Origin of the sequence: Streptomyces cellostaticus (assembly GCF_023630175.1) — a bacterium.
GTDB lineage: Bacteria > Actinomycetota > Actinomycetes > Streptomycetales > Streptomycetaceae > Streptomyces > Streptomyces cellostaticus_A.
In genome coordinates, this window is the sequence record NZ_JALLIN010000019.1 from 70,913 (window position 1) to 96,364 (window position 25,452).

Consider the following 25,452-nt stretch of genomic DNA (forward strand, 5'->3'; position numbering starts at 1 on the left):
CCGAGCACAACGCGAAGGGCACTCATGCGTGACGTGAACGAGGCGATCGCCGAGTCGATCGAGCGGGGCGGCGGCGGGCTCGGCGTGCCCGAGCTGCTGGCCAGGGTGCGGGCGGCGGGCGCGGGGCCCGGGGCCGCGCCCGCCGGGGCGCCGGACCTGGAAGGCCTGACCGCCGTCGTCGCCGCCGCGGCCGGCCGCCGGCTGGCCGCCGGCCGGCTGGACCCCGACGCCGACTTCTTCGACGCCGGCGGTACCAGCGTGGACGCGGTGGAGCTCATCGCCGAACTCGAGGGCGAACTGGGCGTCGAGGTCGACCTCGACGAGGTCTTCGCCGACGCCCGCCCGCGCAGCCTGGCCCGCCGCTGGCTGCCGCTCCTGAGCGCCGCCCCGGCGCCCACCTCAGCCGCCACCGCGGCGCCGGCGGGCCCGGCGACCCCGCCGAGCCCGGAGTCCGCCGGCGGGGCGTCCCGCCCGGCCGCCGTCGCGGGTGCCCGTACCGCCGGAACGTTCGTTCCGGGACCGCCGGCGCCCGCACACAGCCGGCCCGCCGCTCCCGCCCCGGCGCCGGCCGCCGGCACCCTCCCCGTCCCGTCGCCCGGTGCCCCGCCCGCCGGGCCCGGCACCCCGGACCGCACCGGCGGCGACCGCCGCTCCCGAGCCCGCCCGGAGGACCTCGAGCAGATACTCGCCGACCTCGCGCTCGCCGACCGGCTGCCGTTCACCGAGGTGCCCGAACCGGTGCCGCCCCGCCGGGTCCTGCTCACCGGCGCGACCGGCTTCCTCGGCGGCCACATGCTGCTCGACCTGCTGCGGCACAGCGACGCCCATGTGTACTGCCTGGTCCGTGCCGACGACGAGGCGGCGGCCACCGAACGGCTCGCCGGACAGCTGCGCGGCTACCGGCTGCCGTGGTCGTCCGAGATCCGCCGCCGGATCACCGTGCTGCCCGGCGACATCCGCCGCCCGCGTCTCGGCCTCACCGACGAGCGGTGGCACACCCTCGCCCACGAACTCGACGGCGTCGTCGGCGTCGCGGCCGCCGTGGACTTCCTGCGCGGCTACCGGTCGCTGCGCGGCAGCAACGTCCTCGGCGCGCTCACCCTCGCCGAACTGGCCGCGACGGGCCGCCCCAAACCGCTGCACCACATCTCGTCGATCGCGGTGTTCAACGAGGTGGGCATCACCTCGATGGGCGAGGACGACCCGCTGGCCCACATCGACCGGCTCGTCTCCGGCTACGACCAGTCCAAGTGGGCCGCCGAGGTCGCCCTGCGCCGGGCCCGCGACCACGGCCTGGTCGTGACCGCGCTCCGCCCCGGCGGCATAGGCGGCCACACGCGGACCGGCGCCTACAACCCGCAGGATCTCAGCAGCGGCCTGATCTCCGCCTTCGGCCGCTTCCGCACCGTGCCGGCGTTCCGCCACCTCAACGCCGCCCCGGTGGACTGGGTCAGCCGGGTCGCCGTCGCCGCGATCTGCGAACCCGACGCGTGGGGATTCGACTACAACCTCACCGGTGTGCCCAACACCCTCGACGACGTCGTACGGGACATGGCCCTCGGCGGCATGCACGTGCGCGTCGAGGACTGGGACGAGTGGCGCACCGGCACCCTCTCCCGCCTCGAGGACGAGCCCGTACCCGAACTCGGCTTCCTCTCCCGGGTGCTGCGGAGCCCCACCGCCCTGAAACTGTGCGAGGCCACCCTGACGGGCCCGGCCGCGCAGGCCGAGCGCACCGACGCCCTGGTCGCCGCGCTCGGTCTCGCCCCCGCCGCCCGCTACGACGCCCAGGCCCAGCTCAGGACCTTCGAGAAGCTCGCCGGCGACGGCCTGGCCCGGCTGCCGCACCGGGACGACCGGCCCTACCTCTGGTTCTCCGAGACCACCGAGGGCACCGTCGGGCCGGTCGGCGCCGCCGCCACGACCCCCTGCTCGATGGCGCTGACCCTGTCCATCGCGAGCATGTACCAGCTGGTCAAGGAGCGGAGGGTGGACGTCACCGGGGAGGTGACCTGCCCCGCCCTGCACCCCGAACCGCTCACTGTGGAGCGCGGAGATTTGTGGGTGCGTCCCGAGGAGGGCATCCCGCAACGGCACGGCATGCGGCACCAACTCCTGCGCTACCGGCTCGCGCTGCGCGACGCCGACGGCGGCCGGTGGTGGCTCGAGGGCCGCAAGTACGCGCGCGCCCGCCGGGACGTGTGGCGGCAGACCCGGGCGCTCACCGTGGAGCTCGGCCGGGAGGGCGAGGCGGCGAGCCTGCTCGGCGAGGTCGTCGTGCCCGCCGACTCCTACGTCCGCGAGCAGATCGACGGCATCCGCGTCGACCCGCGCCTGACCGGTCGGGAGAAGCGGGCCGCCAAGCTCACCTGGCTCGCCTGGTTCGGCCTGGAGATGGGCCGCGGCCTCGTCGCCCCGTTCGCCCGGGCCGCCGCCGACCTGCTCGACCTGCGCCGCACCCCGACCCTCACGGAGCGCAACCGATGATCTTCAGGACCACCCCCGGCAAGGCGGCCCGCCCCGCGCTGCGCAGGGTCCGCACCGGCGTGACACCGCGCCCGCTGCGCCACCGCCTGGACCCGGCCCGGGTCGAAGAGGTCCCGTTCCGGACCAGCGACGGCGTCCGTCTCGGGCTGACCCGGGTCGGCCCGAGCGACCCGGGCCGACCCGCCGTGCTGCTGCTGCACGGGCACACGGCCTCCGCCGACATGTTCCTGCTGCCCGAGACCCGCAACCTCGTCGACGTCCTGCTCGACGACGGCTACGAGCCCTGGCTGCTGGACTGGCGGGGCAGCCGCAGGCTCCCGTACAACGAGACCGGGGGCCGGTACACGTACGACGACGTGGCCCTGTACGACATCCCCGAGGCCGTCGCCCACGTCCGTGAACGCATCGGCGACCGGCCGCTGTTCGTGGTCGCGCACTGCATCGGCTCGCTCGCCCTGTCGATGAGCATGGCCGCCGGTCTCGTCCCGGGCCTGGCCGGGGTGGTGTCCCAGGGAGTGTTCCTCACGCCCAAGCTGGCCGGGCGGACCTCGCTGCGGATGTCGGTGGCGGGAGAACTGCTGAAGACCCGGATCGACCACATCCCGGTCGACATCCGCACGGTGGGCCTGTGGTCGAAGTACACCCCGCTGTTCGCCCTGGCCGCGCGCAGGGCGGACTGCCCGGACCCGACCTGCCAGATCCTGCACAACTCGGCCTGGGGGACCGGTGCCTCCCTCTTCGTCCACGAGAACCTCGACCCGGCCACCCACGACCGGCTCGCCGAACTGCTCGGCCCCGCCCCGCTGTGGATCCTGCCCCATCTGCGCCGGATCGAGCTGGCCCGCACCGTCGTCCGCTGGCACGACACCGACCACCGCTACCGGGCCCTGCCGCCCAACGCGCTGGACGCCGCCGGGCGCATCGACACCCCGGTGCTGCTGCTCTCGGGCAGCGAGAACGGACTGTGGCTGGACTCGCAGAAGCTCTGCCACGAGGTACTGTGCCGCCGGCAGCCGCAGCTCGACGTGTCGTACACCGAGATCCCCGGCTACGGCCACCTCGATCCGTTCCTGGGCCGCGGCGCGGCGCTGGACGTCTTCGGGCACGTCCTGGAGTTCCTCGGCGCGCACCGCTGAGACCGATTCCCCTCGGGCCGGTGGCGGCGGGCGGCACCGCCGGTTACCGTACCCGTCAGTAACCGGAGTCGCCCCGACTCGCACCCCAGGAGGCCCCATGCCGCAGCTCGACGTCGCCGGCGCCGTACTGACGTACGACGACGAGGGCCCCCGCGACGGTACGGCCGTGCCCCTGGTCTTCGTGCACGGCTGGACCGCGAACCGGCACCGCTGGGACCACCAGGTGGCGCACTTCTCGGCGGACCGGCGGGTGATCCGGCTGGACCTGCGCGGCCACGGGGAGAGCACCGGGGCCGGGGTGCGGACGGTCGCGGAACTGGCGGCGGACGTCCTGGCGCTCCTCGACCACCTCGGTGTCGAGCGGTTCGTACTGGTCGGCCACTCCATGGGCGGGATGATCTCCCAGACCATCGCCCTGTCCCACCCCGAGCGGGTGGAACGGATGGTGCTGGTCAACTCCATCGGCCGGATGACCTACAGCCGCGGCCGGGGCCTGCTCATGGCGGCCTCCACGCTCGCGCCGTACAAGCTGTTCATCGCGGCCAACATCCAGCGGGCCTTCGCGCCGGGCCACCCCCGCGAGGAGGTCCGCGCGTACATCCGCGCCTCCGCGCAGACCCCGCGCGAGGTCGTCATGACGCTGTACGGCGCCATGCGGGCCTTCGACCTCCTCGACCGGGCCGGCGAGATCCGCACGCCCACCCTGATGGTGCACGGCTACCACGACATCCAGCTCCCCGTGCGGCAGATGCTGCGGCTGGCCAAGGCCTATCCGGACGCGGTCGTGCGCATCATCGACGCCGGCCATGAACTGCCCGTGGAGAAGCCGGCCGAACTGACCGAGGCCCTGGACCGGTTCCTGACCCCGGGGCCCGCGGAGGCCGGGCCGGCCGGGGAGGGCGCCGCGCGGGCGCCGAGGCCCGCGGCGGGCACCCGGCCGTAGCGGCGCCCCCGCAGCGGCAGGCGCGCCCGGAGCGGGCCTCAGCCGACGCCGAGAGCCCGGTCCGCGGCCGCCGCCGTCGGCTGCCACCACGTCGTCACCGGCTCCCACACGAGCACCTCGCCGCCGGTGCCGAGCCGGGCCGCGGTGAAGGTGCGGCCCCACTGCGAGGCCGACGCGGCCACCGTGACCGAGCCGGTGCGGCGGGCCTCCGGATCCGCCAGGTCGGCGATGGTACGGACGGCCGCGTGGGCCGTCCCGCCCGCCTTGAGCGCGTAGGTGCCCCTGCCGCCCGCGGGCACCGGCAGCGCCGCCCCGTCCAGGTCGCCGAACGTGATCGTGGGCACCCGGTCGACCACGCAGGTGCGGCGCCCGTGATTGGTTACGGCCACGCGCAGCACGGAGGGGTCCGCGGACGCGGCCTTCGCCCGGACGGCGAGCTCCCGCTCCGCGCAGCGGGCGGGCCCGGACCGCCCGGTGGCCGCCTGGCTCTGCGGCGCGGCGCCCAGCAGCGCCACGGCGGCGCAGACGGCGGGTACGGCGACGGCGGCTCTTATGCGCATGGCGGGTTCCCCTGTCGTGGTCGGTGCGGGTACGGCGGGCCGGGGCACGCCTCGCAGGGTGTGACGTGCCGGGCGGCCGGGGGGTTGCGCCGCGATCGGCCCCGTCACCCGTTCGCGCCATGTCCGTCGTCAGCGGGCGGTGCCGAACGTGGGGCTCCAGCCCTTCCGGTCCGCCGGGCAGGAACTGCCGTCGGGCGGCAGGGAGCCGTACAGCAGGAAGTCGTCGACCTTGCGGTGCACGCACTTGGACGACGAGTAGCCGGTGTGGCCGTCGCCCCTGTTGTCCAGCACGACGGCCGCCGCACCGAGCCGCCGGGCCGTCTCCACGGTCCACCGGTACGGGGTCGCGGGGTCGCCGCGGGTGCCGACCAGCAGCATCTTCGCCGTGTCGAGGTCCTTCACCCGGTCCCGGATGAAGTCGGTGCCCTGGGGGCGTCCGTAGCACATGAGGAGCTGGGTGAGCTTGAACCGGCCGAACACCGGTGAGGCCTGGTCGTAGGCGGACCGCAGGTTCTCCAGATCCTCGGCGAGCTGGTCGTCGGTGGGCCGGTCGGGGTCGTCCGCGCAGTTGATCGCCAGCAGGGCGGCCGGCAGGTTGTCGGCAGGGACGTCGTCGAAGTCCACGAGCGCGCCGTCGCGCCGGTCCACCGCCGGTCCCTGGACCGGTCCGGACCGCCGGACGGGCGGGGTGAAGCCGCCGCCCGGCCAGAAGGCGCCCGCGGAGAAGCTGAGCACGCCCCGGGTGTCGCCGTCGTCGACCAGTGACGCCAGCGCCCGCTCCAGCGTGGGCCACAGCTCCTCGCTGTACAGGGCGGATCCGATGGATCCCACCAGGTCCTGCCCGGAGAAGGCGCCGCCGAAGTCCGTGGGCACCGGGTCCGCGTCGAGCGAGCGCACCAGGCGGACCACCTGGCTCCCGGCCATGCGCCGATCGCGTCCGAACGGACATGCGATGTCGGTCGTGCACCAGTCCAGGAAGTCGTCCAGCGCCGTCTGCAGCCCCTCGGCGCCGGCGACACCCTGCTCGGACAGGGGTTCGGTCAGGGTGTCCACACCGTCCAGGGCCATCCGGCCGACCTTGTGCGGGAACTGCGCCGCGTACACCGCGCCGAGCCGCGTTCCGTAGGAGAAGCCCAGGTAGTTGAGCTTCTTGTCGCCGAGGGCCTGGCGTATGACGTCCAGATCGCGGGCGGCGTTCACGGTGCCTATGTGGCGCAGCACCGGACCGGAGTTGCGGGCGCACTGGTCGGCGGCCCGCCGCAACCGCTCGAGCAGGGGCCGGGGCCGGGTGATGTCGAGGTTCTGGCCCGTCGCCACCGAGGTCTGTTCGCCGCCCTCGCCGCAGCTCACGGGGGAGGACCGGCCGACGCCGCGCGGATCGAAGGTGACCACGTCGTAGCCGTTGGTCAGGTCCATGAACTGCTTCCCGCTCACCGCGAGTTCGCGTACCCCGGAGCCGCCGGGTCCGCCGAAGTTCAGCAGCACCGAGCCCTGTGACCGGCCGCTGGCGCGGTAGCGGGCCAGGGCCACGTCGAGCGTTCCGGCGCCGGGGCGGGCGTAGTCGAGCGGCACGGTCACGCTGCCGCACTGCAGGTCCTTGGGCATGTCCGCGCCGTCGCAGGCCGCCCATGCCACCTTCTGCCCGTAGAAGCGGGACAGGCCCGCCCGCGGCTCGTCGGCCGCCGCCGCGGGCAGTCCGGATCCGAGCAGCGTCAGGGTCAGCGCGCCGGCACCCGCGCACTTCCGCACGGCGGGCCGGGTGGACAGCTTGGCCAGCATCTTTCGCCTCCCGGGGGGTGCGTCCGACGGGGACCGGGCGACGCCCTCGCTCACCATAAGCGGGGTCCGGGAGAGCCGCCTCCGGGCGGGCGGCAGGACTGTTGATGATCTATTCTTCGCACTTTCCGTGCCGAGCGGCGCGTATTCGAAACTTTACGTGCGACTCGAAAGACCATGTCGCCCAATGGGGTGAAAGACGGAAACGCCATAACTCCGCTGGTTCGTCTGCGTTCTATCCGGTGTGGGCGAGTGCCCGCGACGATGTCTAGAAAGCAGGGAAATCCATGAGACGGGCTACCCGAAACGGTGTGTTCGCTGTCGTTGCCGCCTCAGGCGCCATGGCCGTGGCGATGCCGGTGTCCGCTGCGTTCGCGGCCGACGGGGCCTTCGCCGACGGTGCGGCGACGGGCTCGCCCGGGGTGATCTCCGGCAACACCATCCAGGTTCCGGTGCACATTCCGCTGAACGCGTGCGGCAACACCGTGAACGTCGTGGGACTGCTCAACCCCACGGCGGGCAACGCCTGCCGGAACGGCAGTGAAGCGGACGCGGGCGACGCCGACGCGACCACGGCCATCGGCGGTGCCACCGCGCGGGGCACCAGCACGGACTCGCCGGGAGTGGTCGCCGGCAACGCCATCGGGCTCCCCGTGCACGTGCCGGTGAACGTCACCGGAAACTCGGCGGACGTGGTGGGCGTGGGCAACCCCGCGGTGGGCAACCAGTCCAGCAACGAGGAGACGGGCACCCCGGAGGCCACCACGCCGGAGCCGGTCCGCAGCACGACCCCGGTCGAGTCCACCCCGGCCCCGCGCACCCCGCAGGCCGCTCCGGAGCCCTCCGTGGCCACCCTGGCCCACACCGGCGCGGACATGACGGCACCCGCGGTCGCCGGCAGCGCGGCTCTGCTGCTCACCGGAACGGTCCTGTACCGCCGCTTCCGGCCGAGCCGCATGCGCTGACCCATCGGTGGTGACGCCCCACCGGACGCCGGCCCGGTGGGGCTCACCGCTGTCCCGGTCCGGGCGGAGACTGTCCGAAAGCCGGTGGGGAACCGCCCCGGATCCGGTCCCGGCGTGGCGCGGGCCCGGGGTGATCGGGAAGGATGCCTTGCGCCGCGCCGTACGGCGGCCCGAACCCCATGGACAGTGGAGCGCACCGATGACCTCACCGGCCCCGCAGGACCTCGTCGTCACCCAGGCCACGCTCGCCGACTGGCCGGTGATCAGCGGGTGGGCGGCGGCCGAGGGCTGGAACCCGGGACTGTCCGACGGGCCCGCCTTCTTCGCCCAGGACCCCGAAGGCTTCTTCCTCGGCCGGATCGACGGGGAGCCGGCCTCGGCCGTCTCCGTCGTCACCTACGGCTCCGGCTACGCCTTCCTCGGCTGCTACCTCGTCCGCCCGGACCTGCGCGGTCACGGCCACGGCCTGACCACCTGGAAGACCGCCCTGGCCCATGCCGGGAACCGCACCGTCGGCCTCGACGGAGTCGTCGCCCAGCAGGACAACTACCGCCAGTCCGGCTTCGAACTCGCCCACCGCACCGTCCGGTTCACCGGCGTCGCGGCCGGCACCGGATCGCCGTCGGGCGTCCGCCCGGCGGGCCCCGCCGACCTGCCCGCCATCACCGCCTACGACGCCCTCTGCACACCCGCAGACCGCCCCCGCTTCCTCGCCGAGTGGCTCACCGGCCCCGGCCACCGCGCTCTCGTGCGCCACGACGGCGACCGCCTCACCGGTTACGGAGTGATCCGCCCCGGCCACGACACCCTGCGCATCGGCCCCCTCTTCGCGGACACCGCCGACGACGCCGGGGCGCTGTTCGCCGCCCTCACCGCCGACGCCGCCGGCTGTGAGGTCGCCGTCGACGTGCCCGAGCCGAACCGGGCCGCGCTGGCACTCGTCGAGGGGGCCGGCTTGCGCCCGTCGTTCGAGACGGCCCGCATGTACACCGGCCCGGTCCGCGCCCACGCCCAGGAACGGGTGTTCGGCGTCACCACGCTCGAACTCGGCTGACCCGCCTGGCCCGCTGTCCGGACGGCGAGGTGCCGGCCGGCGCGGCCGCCCGCTCACCGGGGGCCGCACGGGCGGCCGACCGGCGGGCCGGTTCCGCTTCGGGACGCCGTGCCGCCCCCGGATGCCGTCCGGGCGTGGTCCTCGGTGCCGGGCCTTCCCCGGCGTCGCGCGCCACCGGTCCGGCCGGCCCGGGCGACCGGAAAACCCGGTTGCCCACCGGGGCCGCCGGTGCTGGGGTGGGGTCATGGCTCTTGATCACGCCGCGGTGCTCGCCCTGTACGACCGGGACATGCGCGAGGGGGCTCGCCCCGACGGGCCCGGGGCCCGGGTCGAGCGGGCCGGCGCCGTGGTGCGCCAGACCGGTGGCGCGCACGGCTGGAACGGGGTTCTCTGGTCCGGCCTCGGCGAGGCGACGGCCGACCGCGTGATCCGCGATCAGATCGCCCACTTCACCGGCCTGGGCCTGGACTTCGAGTGGAAGCTGTACGCCCACGACCGGCCGGCGGACCTGGGCGCCCGCCTCGCCGCGGCCGGCTTCCGGGCCGAGCCCGAGGAGACACTCCTGGTCGGCGAGGCGGACCGGCTGGCCCGGGACCCCGGTACACCCGACGGGATCCGGATCCTCCGGGCCACCGGCCCGGCCGGTGTCGAACTGGTCGTGCGGGTGCACGAGTCGGCCTTCGGCACCGACGGCACCCGGCTGCGCCATCGGCTGCTGGCCCGATTGGCGGCCGACCCCGGCTCGGTCCTCGCCCTGGTGGCACTCGCCGGGGACGAGCCGGTCGGCTCGGCCCGCATGGAACTGGTTCCCGGCGCACGGTTCGCGGGTCTGTGGGGCGGCGGCATCGTGGAGGCATGGCGGGGCCGGGGCGTCTACCGCGCCCTGGTCGCCCACCGGGCCCGCGTCGCCGCCGCCCGGGGCTGCCGCTACGTCCAGGTCGACGCCTCGCCGATGAGCCGGCCGATCCTGGAGCGCCTCGGCTTCCACGCGCTCAGCACGACGACACCCCACCTGTACGGAGGCTGACCGACCGCTCAGCGGTCCGCCCGCTCAGCGGTGGGCCTTGGCCCGGTCCAGCGCGGCCACGCCCACGGCCGCCAGGGCGATCTGGATCAGCCACTCGATCCAGTCGGGGCCCTTGGTGTCCGCGACCCCGATACCGGCGGCGATCGCCGACCCCAGCAGCGCGGCCACGATGCCGACCACGATGGTCCACAGGACGCCGATGTGCTGGCGCCCGGGTACGACGAGCCGGCCCAGCACGCCGATGATGACGCCGATGACGATGGCACTGATGATGCCCGAAATCTCCATGTCGACCCCTTCCGTCGCGCCCCCGCCGATGTGCCGTCTGCCCACTGCCGCCGGATGCACGCCGGCCCGGTCATTGCCGGGACCTTCTGTTCACCCGACAGTTATGTCATGTACCTTTCAAGCACGTGACGCGTGTAGAACCCTCATGCGTGCTCTACGCGCGCAGAAGAGGCGCCCCCACCGCCTCTCCCCACTCCCCTGGAGGTTCGCCGGATGTTCGGATCGAGGAGATCCCGCCGCTCGCTCACCACCGCGCTCACCGGACTCGGACTGCTCGTCACCACCGCGGTCCTGCAGTTCGGTGCCGCTCCCGCCCCCGCCCACGCGGCCACCACGCACCGGATCCTTTTCGACAACGCCCACGCCGAGACGGCGGGCAACGCCGACTGGATCATCTCCACCAGCCAGCCCGACCCGCTCGGCCAGGACTCCGCCCCCTCCGCCGAGACGGACTGGACCGGTGCCCTGTCCTCCTGGGGCGTCGCCCTGCAGAAGGCCGGCGGCTACAGCCTGAAGACCCTGCCGACCGGCGCCGCCCTGAGCTACGGCGGCTCGTCGGCCACCGACCTGTCCCAATTCGACACCCTGGTGCTGCCCGAGCCCAACACGCTGTTCACCACCGCCGAGAAGACGGCGATCATGAACTTCGTGAAGAACGGCGGCGGTCTGTTCATGATCTCCGACCACACCGGAGCCGACCGCAACAACGACGGCCAGGACGCGGTCGAGATCCTCAACGACCTGATGACCGACAACAGTGTCGACTCCACCGACCCGTTCGGCTTCTCCATCGACTCGCTGAGCATCGGATCCGACCACCCCTCCGCGATCAGCGACAGCACCGACCCGGTCCTGCACGGATCGTTCGGCACGGTCGGCAAGAGCCTGATCGCCAGCGGCACGACCGCCACCCTCAAGCCCGCCGACAACGCGAGCGTCAAGGGCCTGCTCTACCGCACCGGTTACTCCGGGAATACCGGCGCGTTCTTCGTCACCAGCACCTTCGGCAGCGGCCGGGTCGCCTTCTGGGGCGACAGTTCACCCGTCGACGACGGCACCGGCCAGTCCGGGAACACCCTGTACGACGGCTGGAACGACACCAGCGCCACCAACGCGGCCCTCGCCCTCAACGCCACGGCCTGGCTGGCCGGTGGCGGCTCCACGGGAGGCGGTGGCGGCACCGGCACCTGCACCGCCGCCCAACTGCTCGGCAACGGCGGCTTCGAGTCGGGCGCCACCTCCTGGACCGCATCCAGCGGTGTCATCACCGACGACTCCGGCGAGGCCGCCCGCACGGGTTCCTACAAGGCCTGGCTGAGCGGCTACGGCTTCGCCCACACGGACACGCTCGCGCAGACGGTGACCATCCCCGCCGGGTGCGCCCAGGCCGACCTGAGCTTCTACCTCCACATCGACACCGCCGAGACCACCAGGTCCACGGCCTACGACACCCTGAAGGCGCAGGTCCTCAGCAGCGGCGGCACGGTGCTCTCCACCCTCGCCACGTACTCGAACCTGAACGCGGCGAACGGCTACACCCGGCGCAGCTTCAGCCTGGCGGGCTACGCGGGCCAGACGGTCACGGTGAAGTTCACCGGCACCGAGGGCTCCACCCTGCAGACCTCGTTCGTCATCGACGACACCGCGCTCGCCGTGAGCTGACGCCTCCGGCGCGCACGGGCCCGGCACCGGGTGCCGGGCCCGTGCGCCGCGGGCCGGACGGCCCTGCGGCCGGACGGCCCGTCCGGCGCGGCCCGCTCCGGGCCGGGCGCCGCCTCGGCCCGGTTCCGCTCCTCGCCGCCCCAGGCCCTTGGCCCCGCGCCACCGCGGTCCGGGCCGGGTCAGCCCGCCGGCAGCGTCCGCTGCGGGGTGTTCCAGCCCGACACCCGCACACGCGGTGCCGAGCCGTGCAGGTCGGCGGTCCGGTAGGTGGCGGTCAGCGTCACCGACTCGCCCGGCCAGAGGCCGGCCTCGTTGTCCGACCACCGCACCGGCAGCACCGGCCGCCCCCGGTCGTCGACCAGGTGCACGTCCGTGAACAGGGACGGTGTCCTCCCGGTCCCGGAGTGCCGCAGGGTCACCGTCGTCGTGGAGGTGGTGCCGGACGACCTCGTCGTCGCCGTCGCCTCCACCGGCACCCGCGCCATCGAGGCGAGCCCCCTGAGGTCGGCGTAGCGGCTGGTCGGCGTGTGGTACCAGTCGGTGTGCGCCCAGTCGAGCGTGTCCTGCGCGGTGGAGAGCCAGTAGACGTTGCGGCTCACCTCCCGGCCGTCCCCGTCGGTCAGGGTCAGCCGGAGCAGGTACGTGGCGGGCAGGCCGCTCACCGACGCGGGAAGGGTGAGGGCGGTGCGGTGCGCGCCGTCGCCGTCCACGGACACGTCGCCGACGGACCGGTCGTAGCGCTGCGTGCCGTCGGGGTCGAACAGGGTGGCCCGGGCGGTGAGCCGGCCGGCCGGGTCGTGCCGGCCGTTCACGACGACGACCGAACGGTCGTCGTAGGAGTACTGGACGTGCAGCGGCTCGTTCGCCTTCTTCGCGCCGAAGTAGGCGCCGCCCTGGTCCAGGTACCGGTCCGTCAACTGCCAGTGCAGGGAGGTCCAGCCGCTGTTGAACATCCAGTGGATCACCCCGGTGGCGGGCCGGTCCGCGTCCGTGGCGTTGCGCGCGTAGGCCTCGAACTGGGCGCGGACGTTCTCGTACTGGGCGAGCTGTGCCTTGCGGACGTAGTCGGTCAGGTCCCGCGGGGCGCCGTAGCGGCCGGTGAGGGCGGCGTCGTAGATCTTCAGCGTCCCGAAGACGGTCGAGGGGGAGCGGTGGTACTGCCGGGCGGACGGGTCCTTCCAGAGGGTTTCCAGCTCGGCCGGGGTCATCATCCGGTGCAGGGTGTCGAGGGTCGGGATGTCGGGGCCCGCGCTGGTCTCGGAGTTGAAGCCGGTGGCCCCGCCCTCGCGCTTGGCGTACCAGTAGCCGGGCGGGACCCAGTCGTACGGCCCGGTCATCTTCATTCCCGAGCGGCCGAGCTGCGGTGAGGACTTCTCGGAGGCGGCCGGGATCACCGGGTCGGGCCAGTCGGCGGCCTTCAGGGCGTCCAGGTAGTTCCGTTCGATCGTCGCGTCGGGGGCCGCGTCGCTGCCGATCAGGAACGAGATCACGCTCGGATGGCCGCGCAGCCGGGCGGCCTCGGCGGCCATGGAGGCCTTGGCGACCCGGTGGTCGGCGTCGGTCCACTTCTGGCCGGATCCGTCCTCGTTGACGTTGCCCTCCCACTTGTCGCAGCACTCCCAGCCGGGCAGCGTGAGCAGGCCGTAGCGGTCGGCGAGGTCGAAGAACTCGTCCGGCTCGATGTGGCCCTCCAGCCGGAGGGTGTTGAGCCCGAGGTCGAGGGCGTACCCGAGGCGGTCCGCCACGTAGCGGCGGTCCCAGCGCAGGAACTCGTCCGGGGACCAGCCACCGCCCTTGACCAGCAGTCTGCGGCCGTTGATCCGGTACTGGCGGGCGCCGTCGGCGTCGAGGGGGGCCTGGACGTCACGGACGCCGAAGGTCTCGTGGGCGGTGTCGGAGGCCGTGCCCGCCACCGACACGGTGAGCTTCAGGCGGTACAGGGGCTGCCCGCCCATGCCGGCCGGCCACCACACCCGGGGGGAGGTGAGGCGCAGACCGGGGACGTCGGCGGGGGAGAAGGTGACGGTCTTCGTCTGGTGCGGGGCGAGCGGCACGTCGCGGGTGAAGGCCGTCCCGGCGACATGGCCCGTCACCTCGGCGGTGACCGCCTCGTCGGAGTCGTTGCGGGCCCGCGCCCTGACGGTCAGCTCGGCGGTGGCGAGGGACGGCACCGCCAGCCTGGTGATCACGTGCGCGTCGCGCAGCGCGACCGGGCCGCCCCGGCGCACCAGCACGTCACGGACGATGCCCATGTTGCGGTCGGGCGGCGGCTGGAGCCAGTCGAGCCAGCCCATGGTCAGGTCGGCGTCCGGATCGTTGGGCCGGATCCGGAACGCGACCGTGTTGGCGCCGGGCCGCACCAGCGGGGTGATGTCCAGTTCGTGACGCGTGTAGGCGCCGGCCACGTCCGCCGCCGCGGCCACCGCGCGGCCGTTGACGTAGACGTCGGCCGCCGAGACGACCCCGCTGAAGTCCAGGTGGGTGCGCCGGCCGGTGTCCTCGACGGTGAAGTCCGACCGGTACCACCAGGGGACGTCGAAGTCCCTGCGCGGGATCTTCGCCAGGTTGGTGGAGTGGAAGGGGTCGGGGTACACGCCGTCGGCGAACAGGGCGGCCAGGACGGTCGACCGGGGGCCGGCCGGATACCAGCCCCGGGCCGGATAGCCGGGGGAGGAGACGACCGCCGCCGGGTCGCTCACCTTCGCCGTCGACTGGATCGCATACCCCGCGAGCGGGGTGGCGGAGCCGGCCGTGGAGGGCACGCGGGTCACCGCGGCCGGCCGCTGGCGGGCCTCCGCGCCCCGGACGGCCGTCACGGCCCGGGCACTGGGGGACAACGCGGCGAGCAGGCCCAGCAGTACGGCTGCCGCGGTCGTCCGGCGTCCGGGGGTCCGGCGCCCCGACGGCACGCGCCCGGCGCCGCGAGGCCCGCCCCGCGGGCGGACGACGGGAGTGTGACGACAGGGCCTAGCGAACACGGCGGTCTCCAGCGTCGCGATGTCGGGAGCCCGGTAAGTCAGGAAACTTTACTAACCTGACGCGGACCAGGCGCGGCGCGGGCCGCGTCGACGACCGTAGGCCCTGACCGCCCTGGCGGGCGGCGCGAACCGCTCGGCTGTCGCCCGTCCGGCGCCGTGGGCCGCCACAACTTCATCCGCCGGCCTCCCCGGCCGGGCGGACCGCCGCGCGCACGCGGTCCGCAGGCCCCGTCGCGTGAGGAGTCCCCATGTCCGGTAGCCCGCCACCCTCGGGCGGCTTCGTCCGCCGTGTCGGTCCCTTCCAGGCCACGGCCATCAACATGAGCCAGATGTGCGGCATCGGGCCGTTCGTGACCATCCCGCTGATGGTGAGCGCGTTCGGCGGCCCCCAGGCGGTCGTCGGCTTCGTCGCGGGTGCCGTGCTGGCCCTGTGCGACGGGCTGGTCTGGGCCGAGCTGGGCGCCGCCATGCCGGGTTCGGGCGGCAGCTACGTCTACCTCCGCCAGGCCTTCCGGCACCGCACCGGCCGGCTGATGCCGTTCCTGTTCGTGTGGACCGCGATGCTCTTCATCCCGCTGATCATGTCCACCGGCGTGGTGGGCTTCGTCCAGTACCTCGGCTACCTCGCCCCCGGCCTCGGCCGGACCTCCGGCGACCTCGTCGGCCTCGGTGTCATCGCCCTGGTCGTGCTCCTGCTCTGGCGCGGGATCGAGCGCATCGCCCGCATCACCGCCGTGCTGTGGACCGTGATGATCGCCTCGGTGCTCCTGGTGATCGTCGCCGCGGCCACCGGCTTCAGCCCGCACCTGGCCTTCACCTACCCGGACCACGCCCTGGACGTCACCTCGGGTCACTTCTGGCCGGGCTTCGCGGCCGGTCTGACCATCGGCATCTACGACTACCTCGGCTACAACACCACCGCCTACATGGGCGCCGAGATCAAAGATCCCGGCCGGACCCTGCCGCGCTCCGTCATCCTCTCGGTCCTCGGCGTCATGGCGATCTACCTGCTGCTCCAGATCGGCACCCTGGGCGTCGTCGACTGGCACCGCATGACCGACCCGCACGACATCGCCTCCACCTCCGTGGCCTCCGCCGTGCTGGAGCGGACCTGGGGCAGGGGGGCCGCCGACGCCGTCACCGTGCTGATCCTGATCACGGCCTTCGCCTCGGTCTTCACCGGCCTGCTCGGCGGCTCGCGGGTGCCGTACGACGCCGCCCGGGACCGGGTGTTCTTCAAGCCGTACGAGAGGCTGCACCCCCGGCACCGGTTCCCGGCGCCGGGGCTGGCGACCATGGGCGTGATCACCGCGATCGGCTTCCTGATCGGCCGGCACACCGACCTCGCGACCCTGATCCAACTGCTCACCACGGTCATGGTGATCGTCCAGGCGCTGGCCCAGATCGTCGCGCTCGCCGTGCTGCGCCGACGCCGGCCCGACCTGCGCCGCCCCTACCGGATGTGGCTCTACCCGCTGCCCGCCGTGGTCGCCTTCACCGGGTGGTGCGTGGTCTACGGCTTCGCCGACGAGAACTCCCCGGGCCGCCACCCCGTCGAGTGGTCCCTGGCCTGGCTGGCCCTCGGCTGCGTCGCCTTCCTGATCTGGGCGCGGCGGGAGCGGGCGTGGCCGTTCGGGCCGGCGGAGGACCAGCGGGAGCGCACGGAGGGCGCAGTGGTCATGGAAGCGGGCCGGAACCCCGGCGGAAGGTGACCCCACCGGGACGCGGGGAGGCCGGTCCGCCCGGGCGGACCGGCCCCGGATTCTTCGTGTCCTTCACTTTCTTCGCCTGGTCCTCCTTACCTCGCGTCCGTATTCAGGAGTCCTTCTCCCAACGGCCGGTCTCTCTGTGGCCGGCCTCTCTACGCTCGTGGGGCGCTCTTCTGCGCCGTCCCCGCGCACATCAGCCCGAGGACCACGGCCAGCGCGCCGATGACGATGTTGTTCACGATCACTCCTGCGTCCGGGCCGCTGCCCACGATCCACGGAGCGATGATCATCCAGACGCCCATGGCGCACATGGCCCAGCTCAGGCCGTACATCCGCGCCGGAGCCGTGGTGAAGCCCAGGGCCAGCAGCCCGATCGCGATGCCGACGATCAGGTTGTGGGTCGCGAGCGCCGGCTGGCTCGCCGTGTAGTGCAGGATCCACGGGGACGCCGCACAGTACAGGCCGAGCAGGAAGACCGGCCCGTCCACGAGCGCCACGTCGCGGCCGCCGAGCATGCGGGCGTAGCGCGTCCGCATCTCGGATATGTCGGGGTGGGTCGCCATGTCACCCCTGTGCGAGACGTCGGCCATGTCCCGCCTCCTTCGTGATTCGCAGACCCGGACACGCCCGGAGGGGGCGCGCGGTAAGCGCCGCTTCTTCGCATTCTGCTCTTCTTTCCCCCTTATGTGTAGAGTCTCGGCGTATGTGCGGAACCTGGACACGCGGAGCCCGGCGGCGGCCCCGCCTCAGTCCTCGCGGCCGCGGGCCCGCTTGAACCGGGTCAGGCCCTCGGACAGCTCGACGATCGGGTCCGGGTAGTCCAGCGCGGCCCGCTCGGGTCCCGTCAGCTTCCACGGCTCGTGCACCAACGGGGCGTGCAGCGCATCGAGTTCGGGCACCCAGCGGTGGACGTACGCGCCCTCGGGGTCGTACCGCTTGCCCTGGGTGACCGGGTTGAGGACGCGGTTGGGGCGGGTGTCCGTGCCGGTCCCCGCCATCCACTGCCAGTTGAGCTGGTTGTTGGCCACGTCCCCGTCGACCAGCAGGTCGAGGAAGTGCCGGGCGCCCACCCGCCAGTCGACGTAGAGCGTCTTGGCCAGGAAGCTCGCGGCCAGCAGCCGGCCGCGGTTGTGCATCCAGCCCTCGTACCGGAGCTGACGCATCGCGGCATCCACGATCGGGTAACCGGTACGTCCCTCCCGCCAGGCATCGATGTCCGCGCGGGCCGTCCGCTCGGTGCGCCAGCGGTCGCGCTTGGTGCGGTAGTCGGTGCTCGAGGCCGCCGGCCGCGCCGCCAGCACCTGCCGGTGGAAATCGCGCCAGGCGAGCTGCCGCACGAAGGCCTCGGCGCCCGGGCCGCCCACCTTGCGGGCGCGGTGCACCAGCTCCACGGCGGAGAGCGTGCCGAAGTGCAGGTGCGGGGAGAGCCGCGAGGTCGCGTCGCCGGCCAGGTCGTCGTGCCGGTCCTCGTACCGGGACAGGCCCCGGCGCAGCCAGGCGGAGACCAGTCTGCGGCCCAGCGCCTCCCCGCCCTCGGCCAGCCCCTCGGACACACCGCTCAGCCCCCCGCGGGAGGGCAGCTCCTCGGACCCGACGCCCTCCGGCACCCGGATCGCGCGCGGCGCGCCGAGAGCGTCGCGCAGCTCCACCCGGGACCACTGCCGGAAGTACGGCGTGAACACCGCGAAGTGGTCCGAGGAGGCGGGTGTCACCGCGCCCGGCGTCAGTGCCGTGGTCACCGTGTCGTGGACGTGCAGCCGGCGCCCGTCGGCCTCCAGGGCCCGGCGCAGCCGCTCCTCCCGGCGGTGCGCGTAGGCGCTGACGTCGGCGGCCATGTGCACCTCGTCGGCGTCGGCCTCGGTGACCACCTTGCACACCTCCTCGACCAGGTCGCCGGAGCGGAGCACGAGCCGGCCGCCGCGCTCGCGCAGGCCCGCGTCCAGATCGCGCAGGCAGTCGGCGAGGAACGCCAGCCGGTTGGGCGCCGCGTACCCGGCCTCGTCCACCCCGCGGTCGCGGACGAACAACGGAACCACGTGCCGGGTACCGTCCAGCGCCGCCCGCAGCGGCGGATGGTCGTGCAGGCGCAGGTCGGCGGTGAACAGGACGACCGAGACGTTCATGGTGCGGCTCCGGGGCGTCGGACGGGAGAGCGGGCGCTGGACGGTGGTTGCTTCCGGATCACGGTCTCCCGCGGATGCGGGGCGTCAACGCGCGGCCGCCCGCTCCCTCCGCCGGGAGAGCGGGGCGGTGGTGGCGGCGGCACGGGCGATGTTGCGGGCCATGCCGCCGAAGACCACGGCGTGGAACGGGGAGACGCCCCACCAGTAGGCCTGGCCCAGCAGCCCGTGCGGGTGGAACAGCGCGCGCTGCCGGTACCGGCAGCGCCCGGCGCCGTCGGGTTCCACGTACATCTCCAGCCAGGCGAGCCCCGGCAGCCGCATCTCCGCCCGCAGCCGCAGCAGGTGCCCGGGCTCGATCTCCTCCACCCGCCAGAAGTCCAGCGAGTCGCCCACCCGGAGCCGCTGCCTGTCCCGCCGGCCCCGGCGCAGTCCCACCCCGCCCGCCATCCGGTCCAGCCAGCCGCGCAGCGCCCAGGCGAGCGGGAAGGAGTACCAGCCGTTCTCCCCGCCGACCCCCTCGACGACCCGCCACAGCGCCTCGGGCGGGGCGTCCACGGCGGTCTCCCGGACGTCCGTGTACAGGCTGCCGCCCGCCCAGTCGGGGTCGGTGGGCAGCGGGTCGCTCGGTGCTCCCGGCACCGCGGCCGACGTCCAGCGGGTGACCACCCGGGCGTCGCGGACCCGCTGCAGGGCCAGCCGGACCGCCTCGTCGAAGGGCAGCGGATGCCCGGGCGGATGCGGCATGTAGGCCTCGATGTCGTCCTCGTGGCACACCACTTCGTGGCGCAGCGACTCCGTGAGCGGCCGGGCGATGGACGCGGGCACCGGGGTGACCAGACCGACCCAGTGGCTGGACAGCGTCGGGGTGAGGACGGGCACGGGCAGGATGACCCGGCGCGGCAGCCCGGCCACCGCCGCGTAGCGGACCATCATCTCCCGGTAGGTCAGGACGTCGGGGCCGCCGATGTCGAAGGTGCGGTTCACGTCGGCGGGCAGCACCGCGCTGCCCACCAGCAGGCGCAGCACGTCCCGTACCGCGATGGGCTGGATGCGGGTGTGCACCCAGCTCGGGGTGACCATGACGGGCAGCCGCTCGGTGAGGTAGCGCAGCATCTCGAAGGAGGCCGAGCCGGAGCCGATGATCACGGCCGCGCGCAGCACCGCGGTGGGCACACCGGAGTCCATCAGGATGCGGCCGACCTCGGCGCGGGACCGCAGGTGCGGGGAGAGCTCGTGCTCGGGCACCCCCTCGGGGGTGAGCCCGCCCAGGTAGACGATGCGCCGCACGCCGGCCGCCCGGGCCCGCTCGCCGAAGATCCGGGCGGCCTCGCGGTCGGTCTCCTCGAAGCCGTCCCCGGTGCCGAGCGCGTGGACCAGGTAGTAGGCCACGTCGACGTCCCGCATGGCCTCCGCGACGGAGTCCGCGTCGGTGACGTCCCCGCGCGCCACCTCTATGTCGCCCGCCCAGGGGTGGTCGCGCAGCTTGCCGGGGGAACGGGCGAGGCAGCGGACCCGGTGTCCGGCGGCGAGCAGCTCCGGGACGAGCCGGCCGCCGATGTACCCCGTGCCACCCGTCACCAGGCAGCGCGCACCGCCCTTCACGTCGTCGCCGTGCATCCGTCTCCGCCCTTCGTGCCGCTGACCGGGTCCTGCCGAGTTCCCCCGTCCGACTCTTCGACGCGTGCGTGCCCCACGGATGCGGGACATGACGGCGGCCGTCGCGGGCAGGCGGACAACACGGGCCGCGAACGGTCCGGGCCGGTCCCGACGCTGGAGGTGTGAGCCGCCATGAGCGCGAAGGTGTTGGAACGATTCCCCGCGGGAGCCCCCCGCGGTTCGTGGCCCGCTGAGGAGTACGCGGCCGCGCGCCGCGCCCAGGGCCAGGCCGCCACCGTGGTGATGGACCTGAAGTCGGACGCCTTCCTCGTCGTGGTGCCGGGCCGGGACGAGGACTGACCGCTCCGTCCGACGCCCGGGCCGTTCCGCCGCGTGCCGTGCCGGGCGCGAGTGCGCCTGCTCCGTCCGCGAAGTGCGCGTTCACGACGGGAGGGACGGTGGCACGCGGGGGCGTCCGCCGCCCGAGCCGCCCGATACCGGTGTCCCCGCGCCTGGCACCGGTGCCCCGTGGAGCACCGCCTGCGGAATAGCGGTGCCCCGCGCGGCACCGCGTGCCAGACTCCGCGGATGACCTCCGAAACGATCACCGCGGACGCCTCCGGCACCTTCCGGCTCGGCGACCTCCCCGTCCACCGCATCGGCCTCGGCGCGATGCGGCTCACGGGCAGCGCCGCCTTCCATCTCGGCACCCCGAGCGAGCGGGAGCGTTCCCTCACCGTGCTGCGCAGGGCCGTCGAACTCGGTGTGAACCACATCGACACGGCGGCCTTCTACTTCTCGTCCCTGCGCTCCGCCAACGAACTGATCAACACCGCGCTGTCCCCGTACCCCGACGACCTGGTCGTCGTCACCAAGGTGGGCCCCCACCGCGACGAGCAGGGCGAGTGGGGCGACTCGGCCCGCCCCGAGGAACTGCGCGGGCGCGTCGAGGAGAACCTGCGCCAGCTCGGCCGGGACCACCTCGACGTCGTGAACTTCCGGCGGCAGGGCCAGGAGTCGATAGCCGAGCACTTCGGTGCCCTCGCCGAACTGCGGGACGCCGGCCTGATCCGGCACCTCGGCGTCTCCGGCGTCGAACCGGGACACCTCGCCGAGGCCCTGGAGATCGCGCCGGTGGTGTGCGTGCAGAACCGGTACGCGGTGGACCGGCCCGACCCCGTCGGCGACGAGGTCCTGCGCCGGTGCGGCGAGCACGGCATCGCCTTCGTCCCCTTCTACGCCGTCGCGGGCGGGGCGGGCCAGCACGGGGCGACCGACGCCCACGACGAGGCGGTCCTCTCCGTCGCCCGGACGCACGGCGTGAGCCCCGCCCAGATCCGCATCGCCTGGACCCTGCACCAGGGCCGGCACGTCCTCGCCATCCCCGGCACCGGTGATCCCGCCCACCTCGTGCAGAACGTCGCCGCCGGCGCGCTGCGCCTCACCGGCGAGGAACTCGCCCGGCTCGATGCGGCCCGCGCCCAGACCGGCTGACCACCGGAGCGCCGCGCACGCGTGGCGGCGCGGCCGGCGGCCGGCCGGTGACGGCCACCCGCGGACGCGGCCACCGCACGGGTGGGCGGCACGACCGGCCGACTACACTGGCGTAGCCGGTCCGGTGGACCGTGGACGAGGACGGGGTGAGGAACGATCCGATGACCGACGCCAGGGACGCGCGCAGACCGGCCGGCGAGCTCGAAGCGAGCGTGATGGCCGCCCTCTGGGCCGCCGGCGCGCCCCAGACCCCCGGCCAGGTCCAGCTCGGCCTCGGCGGCGGCCTCGCCCGTACGACGGTCACCACGATCCTGACCCGGCTGCACGACAAGGGTGTCGTCGACCGGCGGCGCCAGGGGCGCGGCTACGCCTACTTCCCGGTCCAGGACGCCCAGGGCCTCACCGCCCGCCGGATGCACACCGAGCTCGACCGGGACGACGACCGCGAGACCGTCCTCGCCCGCTTCGTCGCCCAGCTCAGCCCCGGCGACGAACGCATCCTGCGGGACCTGCTCGAACCCGGCGACCAGTGACCGCCCTGCTCCTGCTCCCGCTGCTGCTGCCGTGCGCCCTGCCGCCGCTGGCCCGCCGGGCGAACGACCGGCTCCCCCCGGTGGCCGCCCTGTGGGCGGTCACCGCGTGCGCGGTCGTCCTGGCGGGCTGCTCGCTGGCCGCGCTCGGCCTGTGCCTGCTGACGGGCCTGCTCGAACTGCCGCTGTTCGCCGCGCTCGGTGAGCTGATCCACCCGCTGCGCACCGGCTCGGACCTCCTGGTCCTGCCCGCCGCCGCGGTCTCCGTCGGAGCCCTCGCGCTGTGCGCCTGGACCCTGGCCCGATCCGTCCTGCGCCAGGCCCGCGCCTTCCGGACCGCCCGCACGGAGGCCGGGCGCGGGCCCGCGGCGGGGGACCTGTGCGTGGTGGAATCCGTCCGCCCGGACGCCTACGCGCTGCCCGGCCGCCCGCACCGCATCGTCGTCACCACCGCCATGCTGCGCTGTCTCGACGGCCCCGAGCGTGAGGCGCTGTTCGCGCACGAGCGGGCGCACAACCAGGGCGGCCACCACTACTTCCTCGCCGCCGCCGAGCTCGCGGCGCACTGCCACCCCGCCCTCCGCCCGGTCCGCGACTGCATCCGGCTCGCCGCCGAGCGTGCCGCCGACGAGGCCGCCGCCGACCGGGTCGGGGACCGCCGGCTTACCGCCCGCGCCATCGCCCGGGCCGCCCTGGCGGCCCAGGCCGAGCCCTCCGGGCGGCCCGCCTTCGCCGCCGCCGCGACGGCCGGCCCCGTACCTCAGCGGGTCCGGGCCCTGCTCACCGGCGCGCCCGCGCCCGGCCGGGCCGGCCGCCCGGTCGCCGCCCTGCTCCTCGTCTGCGCCGTCGTCTCCAGCGGGGCCTCGGCGACCGCCCTGGCCGACGTCCACCACCGGGTCGAGGTCGCCCAGGGCGATCAGCGCCCCTGACCGCACCGCCGGACGCCGGGCCCGCGAGCCCGCGCCCACCCACCTTCGCCGCGGTGACTGGCGCTCGCGGGGTTTTACGTATAACCTCACCCGCCAGTCCACCCCCACCGGAAGGCCCCGATGCGACGCGTTGCCCTGGTCACCCTCGTCGTGGACGACTACGACGAGGCCATCCGCTTCTACACCGACGCCCTCGGGTTCCGGCTGGCCGAGGACGAGCCCCGGCCGGACGGCTCCCGCTGGGTCGTCGTGGAGCCCGGCGCGCGGGGTGAGGGTGCGGCCGGACCCGGTACCGGCCTGCTCCTCGCCCGGGCCACGGGTGAGGAGCAGCGCGCCCGGGTGGGGGACCAGACCGGGGGGCGCGTCGGCTTCTTCCTGCACACCGACGACTTCGCCCGCGACCACACCCGGATGACCGCCGCCGGCGTGACCTTCCTGGAGGAGCCGCGGCGCGAGCCGTACGGCACGGTCGCCGTCTTCCAGGACCTGTACGGCAACCGCTGGGACCTGCTCCAGCCCGCCGCCTGACCCTCCTCCCGCCACTCGGACCCACCTGCCCTAGGAAAGAACCACCATGACCGCTACGCGCGTAGACTCCGCCCTCCTCCGCCGCCTGCCCAAGGCCGTCCTGCACGACCACCTCGACGGCGGCCTGCGCCCCGCCACCGTCGTGGACCTCGCCGCCGCGGTCGGCCACACCCTGCCCACCACCGACCCCGACGAGCTCGCCGCCTGGTACGTCGAGGCCGCCAACTCCGGCGACCTGGTGCGCTACATAGCCACCTTCGAGCACACCCTCGCCGTCATGCAGAACCGCGAGGGCCTGCTGCGGGTCGCCGAGGAGTACGTCCTCGACCTCGCCGCCGACGGTGTCGTCTACGCCGAGGTGCGCTACGCCCCCGAGCTGAACACCAGGGGCGGGCTGTCGATGAGCGAGGTCGTGGAGACGGTGCAGGAGGGTCTCGCCGCCGGTATGGCCAAGGCGGCGGCCGCCGGCACCCCGGTGCGCGTCGGCACCCTGCTCTGCGGCATGCGGATGTTCGACCGCGTCCGCGAGGCCGCCGACCTGGCCGTCGCCCACCGCGACGCCGGTGTCGTCGGCTTCGACATCGCCGGCGCCGAGGACGGCTTCCCGCCGGCCGACCACCTGGCCGCCTTCGAGCACCTGCGCCGCGAGAGCGTGCCGTTCACCATCCACGCCGGCGAGGCGCACGGCCTGCCCAGCATCCACCAGGCCCTGCAGGTGTGCGGCGCCCAGCGCATCGGTCACGGTGTGCGCATCACCGAGGACATCGTCGACGGCAAGCTCGGCCGGCTGGCCGGCTGGGTGCGCGACCGCCGGATCCCGCTGGAGATGTGCCCGACCTCCAACCTCCAGACCGGCTGCGCCCGCTCGATCGGCGAGCACCCGATCACCGCGCTGAAGGACCTCGGCTTCCGGGTCACCCTCAACACGGACAACCGCCTGGTGTCGGGCACGACCATGACCCGGGAGATGTCCCTGCTGGTCGAGGAGGCCGGCTGGACGGTGGAGGACCTGCGCACCGTCACCGTGAACGCTCTCAAGAGCGCGTTCATCCCGTTCGACGAGCGCAGGGCGCTCATCGACGACGTGGTGCTGCCGGGTTACGCGGCCGCGCTCTGAGCGAGCCCCCGCAGGTAGGCGGCCTGTCCGACGTGCTGGAGATCGTCGGACAGGACGCTCACCAGGCGCGCGCCCAGTGTGACCGGCGGGTCCCAGCGCTCGTCCACGATCCGTTCCAGGTCCTTGGCGGCGAGGCCGCGCAGGGCGCCCAGGGTCCGCTCGTGGACGGCGTCGTAGTAGCCGGTGAGCCGTTCCGCCGACTCGACCCGAACCTTCGCGACCTCCTCGGGGCCGTGCCCGTAACCGGTGTCGTGCCGGGGCAGGCCGAGCCCGAAGCGCTTCTCCCAGCCCTGGGACAGCCAGACCTGGTCGAGGCCGAAGGCGTCGGCGACGTGGTCGTCCTGCACCCGGGCGAGGTGCCAGACGAGCCAGGCGGCGGAGTTGGCGCCGGGCGCCGGACGGAAGTGCAGTTCGTCGGGTCCGAGGCCCTCGATCGCGGCGTGGACTTCTTCCCGGACACGGCCGTAGCCGTCGATGAGGATGTCCTTGGCGTGCATGACGTCCACCATCGCGCATCGCGCCCGCAACCGCCCGACCGGCGCGCCCCTGC

Annotated in this window: 22 protein-coding genes; 14 read left to right on the forward strand and 8 right to left on the reverse strand. The window is 74.0% G+C overall.

All coding sequences use genetic code 11. The features are described 5' to 3' along the window. Positions 1-24: 24 nt before the first annotated feature. The 3 genes from MXD57_RS31525 to MXD57_RS14405 all read left to right on the forward strand — a co-directional run bounded on the left by MXD57_RS31525 (position 25) and on the right by MXD57_RS14405 (position 4,566). A complete protein-coding gene (locus MXD57_RS31525) occupies positions 25-2,487 on the forward strand; it encodes a thioester reductase domain-containing protein (RefSeq protein ID WP_284505558.1) in 2,463 nt (820 codons plus the stop codon). Beyond that, a complete protein-coding gene (locus MXD57_RS14400) occupies positions 2,484-3,623 on the forward strand; it encodes an alpha/beta hydrolase (RefSeq protein WP_250401850.1) in 1,140 nt (379 codons plus the stop codon). The genes MXD57_RS31525 and MXD57_RS14400 overlap by 4 nt, the downstream gene beginning before the upstream one ends. A 97-nt stretch (positions 3,624-3,720) precedes the next feature. Then, positions 3,721-4,566, forward strand: coding sequence for an alpha/beta fold hydrolase (locus tag MXD57_RS14405; RefSeq protein WP_250401799.1), 846 nt, complete (start codon positions 3,721-3,723; stop codon positions 4,564-4,566). Between the two features lie 38 nt (positions 4,567-4,604). Here the strand turns inward: MXD57_RS14405 and MXD57_RS14410 are convergent, their stop codons facing one another. Beyond that, positions 4,605-5,126 (reverse strand): DUF4232 domain-containing protein, encoded by a 522-nt coding sequence (locus tag MXD57_RS14410; RefSeq protein WP_250401800.1) that lies wholly within the window; start codon positions 5,124-5,126, stop codon positions 4,605-4,607. 129 nt (positions 5,127-5,255) lie between these two features. Then, positions 5,256-6,905 carry an alpha/beta hydrolase gene (locus tag MXD57_RS14415; RefSeq protein WP_250401801.1) on the reverse strand — a complete coding sequence of 550 codons (1,650 nt, stop codon included), beginning with the start codon at positions 6,903-6,905 and terminating at the stop codon, positions 5,256-5,258. Between the two features lie 308 nt (positions 6,906-7,213). Here MXD57_RS14415 and MXD57_RS14420 point away from each other — a divergent pair, with 308 nt between their 5' ends. The 3 genes from MXD57_RS14420 to MXD57_RS14430 all read left to right on the forward strand — a co-directional run bounded on the left by MXD57_RS14420 (position 7,214) and on the right by MXD57_RS14430 (position 9,948). Next, positions 7,214-7,867, forward strand: coding sequence for a chaplin (locus MXD57_RS14420; protein ID WP_250401802.1), 654 nt, complete (start codon positions 7,214-7,216; stop codon positions 7,865-7,867). 199 nt (positions 7,868-8,066) lie between these two features. Beyond that, positions 8,067-8,921, forward strand: a complete 855-nt coding sequence (locus MXD57_RS14425) for a GNAT family N-acetyltransferase (RefSeq protein WP_250401803.1) — start codon at positions 8,067-8,069, stop codon at positions 8,919-8,921. A 244-nt stretch (positions 8,922-9,165) separates the two neighbouring features. Beyond that, positions 9,166-9,948, forward strand: a complete 783-nt coding sequence (locus tag MXD57_RS14430) for a GNAT family N-acetyltransferase (protein WP_250401804.1) — start codon at positions 9,166-9,168, stop codon at positions 9,946-9,948. A 24-nt stretch (positions 9,949-9,972) separates the two neighbouring features. Here the strand turns inward: MXD57_RS14430 and MXD57_RS14435 are convergent, their stop codons facing one another. Then, positions 9,973-10,236, reverse strand: a complete 264-nt coding sequence (locus MXD57_RS14435; protein WP_250401805.1) for a GlsB/YeaQ/YmgE family stress response membrane protein — start codon at positions 10,234-10,236, stop codon at positions 9,973-9,975. 213 nt (positions 10,237-10,449) lie between these two features. Between MXD57_RS14435 and MXD57_RS14440 the strand changes: the two genes are divergently transcribed. Then, positions 10,450-11,898, forward strand: coding sequence for a hydrolase (locus tag MXD57_RS14440; RefSeq protein ID WP_250401806.1), 1,449 nt, complete (start codon positions 10,450-10,452; stop codon positions 11,896-11,898). A gap of 179 nt (positions 11,899-12,077) precedes the next feature. On the opposite strand, the gene MXD57_RS14445 is transcribed toward MXD57_RS14440, so the two are convergent. Continuing rightward, positions 12,078-14,807: a glycoside hydrolase family 2 protein gene (locus MXD57_RS14445; RefSeq protein ID WP_250401807.1), complete on the reverse strand. Its 2,730-nt coding sequence runs from the start codon at positions 14,805-14,807 to the stop codon at positions 12,078-12,080. A 317-nt stretch (positions 14,808-15,124) separates the two neighbouring features. Between MXD57_RS14445 and MXD57_RS14450 the strand changes: the two genes are divergently transcribed. Continuing rightward, complete coding sequence (locus MXD57_RS14450; RefSeq protein WP_250401808.1) at positions 15,125-16,588, forward strand: APC family permease; 1,464 nt, start codon at positions 15,125-15,127, stop codon at positions 16,586-16,588. Positions 16,589-16,737: 149 nt separating this feature from the next. Here the strand turns inward: MXD57_RS14450 and MXD57_RS14455 are convergent, their stop codons facing one another. From MXD57_RS14455 to MXD57_RS14465, 3 genes are all read right to left on the reverse strand, one after another. Continuing rightward, a complete protein-coding gene (locus MXD57_RS14455; RefSeq protein ID WP_250401809.1) occupies positions 16,738-17,175 on the reverse strand; it encodes an SPW repeat protein in 438 nt (145 codons plus the stop codon). Positions 17,176-17,331: 156 nt separating this feature from the next. After that, positions 17,332-18,708: a cryptochrome/photolyase family protein gene (locus tag MXD57_RS14460; protein WP_250401810.1), complete on the reverse strand. Its 1,377-nt coding sequence runs from the start codon at positions 18,706-18,708 to the stop codon at positions 17,332-17,334. An 84-nt stretch (positions 18,709-18,792) separates the two neighbouring features. Continuing rightward, the gene (locus MXD57_RS14465; protein ID WP_250401811.1) at positions 18,793-20,325 is read right to left on the reverse strand and encodes an SDR family oxidoreductase; all 1,533 of its coding nucleotides are present in this window, start codon (positions 20,323-20,325) and stop codon (positions 18,793-18,795) included. A 171-nt stretch (positions 20,326-20,496) separates the two neighbouring features. Between MXD57_RS14465 and MXD57_RS14470 the strand changes: the two genes are divergently transcribed. The 6 genes from MXD57_RS14470 (at position 20,497) to MXD57_RS14495 (ending at position 24,902) form a co-directional block, all read left to right on the forward strand. Then, positions 20,497-20,664, forward strand: coding sequence for a hypothetical protein (locus tag MXD57_RS14470; RefSeq protein ID WP_250401812.1), 168 nt, complete (start codon positions 20,497-20,499; stop codon positions 20,662-20,664). Positions 20,665-20,892: 228 nt separating this feature from the next. After that, positions 20,893-21,798 carry an aldo/keto reductase gene (locus MXD57_RS14475; protein WP_250401813.1) on the forward strand — a complete coding sequence of 302 codons (906 nt, stop codon included), beginning with the start codon at positions 20,893-20,895 and terminating at the stop codon, positions 21,796-21,798. 161 nt (positions 21,799-21,959) lie between these two features. Beyond that, the gene (locus MXD57_RS14480) at positions 21,960-22,331 is read left to right on the forward strand and encodes a BlaI/MecI/CopY family transcriptional regulator (RefSeq protein ID WP_250401814.1); all 372 of its coding nucleotides are present in this window, start codon (positions 21,960-21,962) and stop codon (positions 22,329-22,331) included. Further along, positions 22,328-23,257: a M48 family metalloprotease gene (locus MXD57_RS14485; protein ID WP_250401815.1), complete on the forward strand. Its 930-nt coding sequence runs from the start codon at positions 22,328-22,330 to the stop codon at positions 23,255-23,257. The genes MXD57_RS14480 and MXD57_RS14485 overlap by 4 nt, the downstream gene beginning before the upstream one ends. Before the next feature lie 120 nt (positions 23,258-23,377). After that, positions 23,378-23,785: a VOC family protein gene (locus MXD57_RS14490; protein WP_250401816.1), complete on the forward strand. Its 408-nt coding sequence runs from the start codon at positions 23,378-23,380 to the stop codon at positions 23,783-23,785. Positions 23,786-23,831: 46 nt separating this feature from the next. Beyond that, complete coding sequence (locus MXD57_RS14495) at positions 23,832-24,902, forward strand: adenosine deaminase (protein WP_250401817.1); 1,071 nt, start codon at positions 23,832-23,834, stop codon at positions 24,900-24,902. Here MXD57_RS14495 and MXD57_RS14500 read toward each other — a convergent pair. Then, positions 24,884-25,399, reverse strand: a complete 516-nt coding sequence (locus tag MXD57_RS14500; RefSeq protein WP_250401818.1) for a mycothiol transferase — start codon at positions 25,397-25,399, stop codon at positions 24,884-24,886. The two genes, MXD57_RS14495 and MXD57_RS14500, sit on opposite strands and share 19 nt — an antisense overlap. Positions 25,400-25,452 lie beyond the last annotated feature (53 nt).

What these genes read in the sequence shown, in the direction of transcription:
- MXD57_RS31525 (WP_284505558.1), top strand. Translation starts at nt 25, where the DNA reads ATGCGTGACGTGAACGAGGCGATCGCCGAGTCGATCGAGCGGGGCGGC.
- MXD57_RS14400 (WP_250401850.1), top strand. Translation starts at nt 2,484, where the DNA reads ATGATCTTCAGGACCACCCCCGGCAAGGCGGCCCGCCCCGCGCTGCGC.
- MXD57_RS14405 (WP_250401799.1), top strand. Translation starts at nt 3,721, where the DNA reads ATGCCGCAGCTCGACGTCGCCGGCGCCGTACTGACGTACGACGACGAG.
- MXD57_RS14410 (WP_250401800.1), bottom strand. Translation starts at nt 5,126, where the DNA reads ATGCGCATAAGAGCCGCCGTCGCCGTACCCGCCGTCTGCGCCGCCGTG.
- MXD57_RS14415 (WP_250401801.1), bottom strand. Translation starts at nt 6,905, where the DNA reads ATGCTGGCCAAGCTGTCCACCCGGCCCGCCGTGCGGAAGTGCGCGGGT.
- MXD57_RS14425 (WP_250401803.1), top strand. Translation starts at nt 8,067, where the DNA reads ATGACCTCACCGGCCCCGCAGGACCTCGTCGTCACCCAGGCCACGCTC.
- MXD57_RS14430 (WP_250401804.1), top strand. Translation starts at nt 9,166, where the DNA reads ATGGCTCTTGATCACGCCGCGGTGCTCGCCCTGTACGACCGGGACATG.
- MXD57_RS14435 (WP_250401805.1), bottom strand. Translation starts at nt 10,236, where the DNA reads ATGGAGATTTCGGGCATCATCAGTGCCATCGTCATCGGCGTCATCATC.
- MXD57_RS14440 (WP_250401806.1), top strand. Translation starts at nt 10,450, where the DNA reads ATGTTCGGATCGAGGAGATCCCGCCGCTCGCTCACCACCGCGCTCACC.
- MXD57_RS14450 (WP_250401808.1), top strand. Translation starts at nt 15,125, where the DNA reads ATGTCCGGTAGCCCGCCACCCTCGGGCGGCTTCGTCCGCCGTGTCGGT.
- MXD57_RS14455 (WP_250401809.1), bottom strand. Translation starts at nt 17,175, where the DNA reads ATGGCCGACGTCTCGCACAGGGGTGACATGGCGACCCACCCCGACATA.
- MXD57_RS14460 (WP_250401810.1), bottom strand. Translation starts at nt 18,708, where the DNA reads ATGAACGTCTCGGTCGTCCTGTTCACCGCCGACCTGCGCCTGCACGAC.
- MXD57_RS14465 (WP_250401811.1), bottom strand. Translation starts at nt 20,325, where the DNA reads ATGCACGGCGACGACGTGAAGGGCGGTGCGCGCTGCCTGGTGACGGGT.
- MXD57_RS14470 (WP_250401812.1), top strand. Translation starts at nt 20,497, where the DNA reads ATGAGCGCGAAGGTGTTGGAACGATTCCCCGCGGGAGCCCCCCGCGGT.
- MXD57_RS14475 (WP_250401813.1), top strand. Translation starts at nt 20,893, where the DNA reads ATGACCTCCGAAACGATCACCGCGGACGCCTCCGGCACCTTCCGGCTC.
- MXD57_RS14480 (WP_250401814.1), top strand. Translation starts at nt 21,960, where the DNA reads ATGACCGACGCCAGGGACGCGCGCAGACCGGCCGGCGAGCTCGAAGCG.
- MXD57_RS14490 (WP_250401816.1), top strand. Translation starts at nt 23,378, where the DNA reads ATGCGACGCGTTGCCCTGGTCACCCTCGTCGTGGACGACTACGACGAG.
- MXD57_RS14495 (WP_250401817.1), top strand. Translation starts at nt 23,832, where the DNA reads ATGACCGCTACGCGCGTAGACTCCGCCCTCCTCCGCCGCCTGCCCAAG.
- MXD57_RS14500 (WP_250401818.1), bottom strand. Translation starts at nt 25,399, where the DNA reads ATGCACGCCAAGGACATCCTCATCGACGGCTACGGCCGTGTCCGGGAA.